We start from the raw sequence: 392 nt of genomic DNA, 5'->3' as shown, positions 1-392 counted from the left end.
TGAATAATAGCTGTCTCACAAGAGCGATTGGGACGAAAGCCATAACTATACTCTGAGAAGTGTCTTTCACAGATTGGACTGATGGTTTGAACAATCGCTTGTTGTACCATTCTGTCCATGACTGTAGCGCCACCATTTGGCTTAGGAATTTCAACTCGTAAAACTGGTTGAGGTTTGTACTTCCTCTGCTTTATAAGTTCCTTGGTTTCTCGCCAATGTTGCCGTAGGAAATTATCCATTTCCTCAATGGTAACTCCGTCGATACCAGCAGAACCCTTGTTTCTTTTTACCTGATGATAGGCTTCAAGCATATTGTTCCGAGATAATATCTTATCTAGCAATTCTGACATGTGCGTATTCCTTTCTTGTTTCGGTGTCTGAGGGACATCTTA

At 41.3% G+C, this 392-nt stretch carries 1 pseudogene; it reads right to left on the bottom strand.

Features of this window, described 5'->3' with window-relative positions:
• Positions 1-350, bottom strand: a pseudogene (locus tag HZY94_RS10075) (group II intron reverse transcriptase/maturase); the annotation flags it as partial.
• Positions 351-392 lie beyond the last annotated feature (42 nt).

Source organism: Streptococcus danieliae, from assembly GCF_013415245.1.
GTDB classification, from domain to species: domain Bacteria; phylum Bacillota; class Bacilli; order Lactobacillales; family Streptococcaceae; genus Streptococcus; species Streptococcus danieliae_A.
Note: the sequence above shows the minus strand (reverse complement) of the source record. Positions and strands in the feature narration are given on the sequence as shown.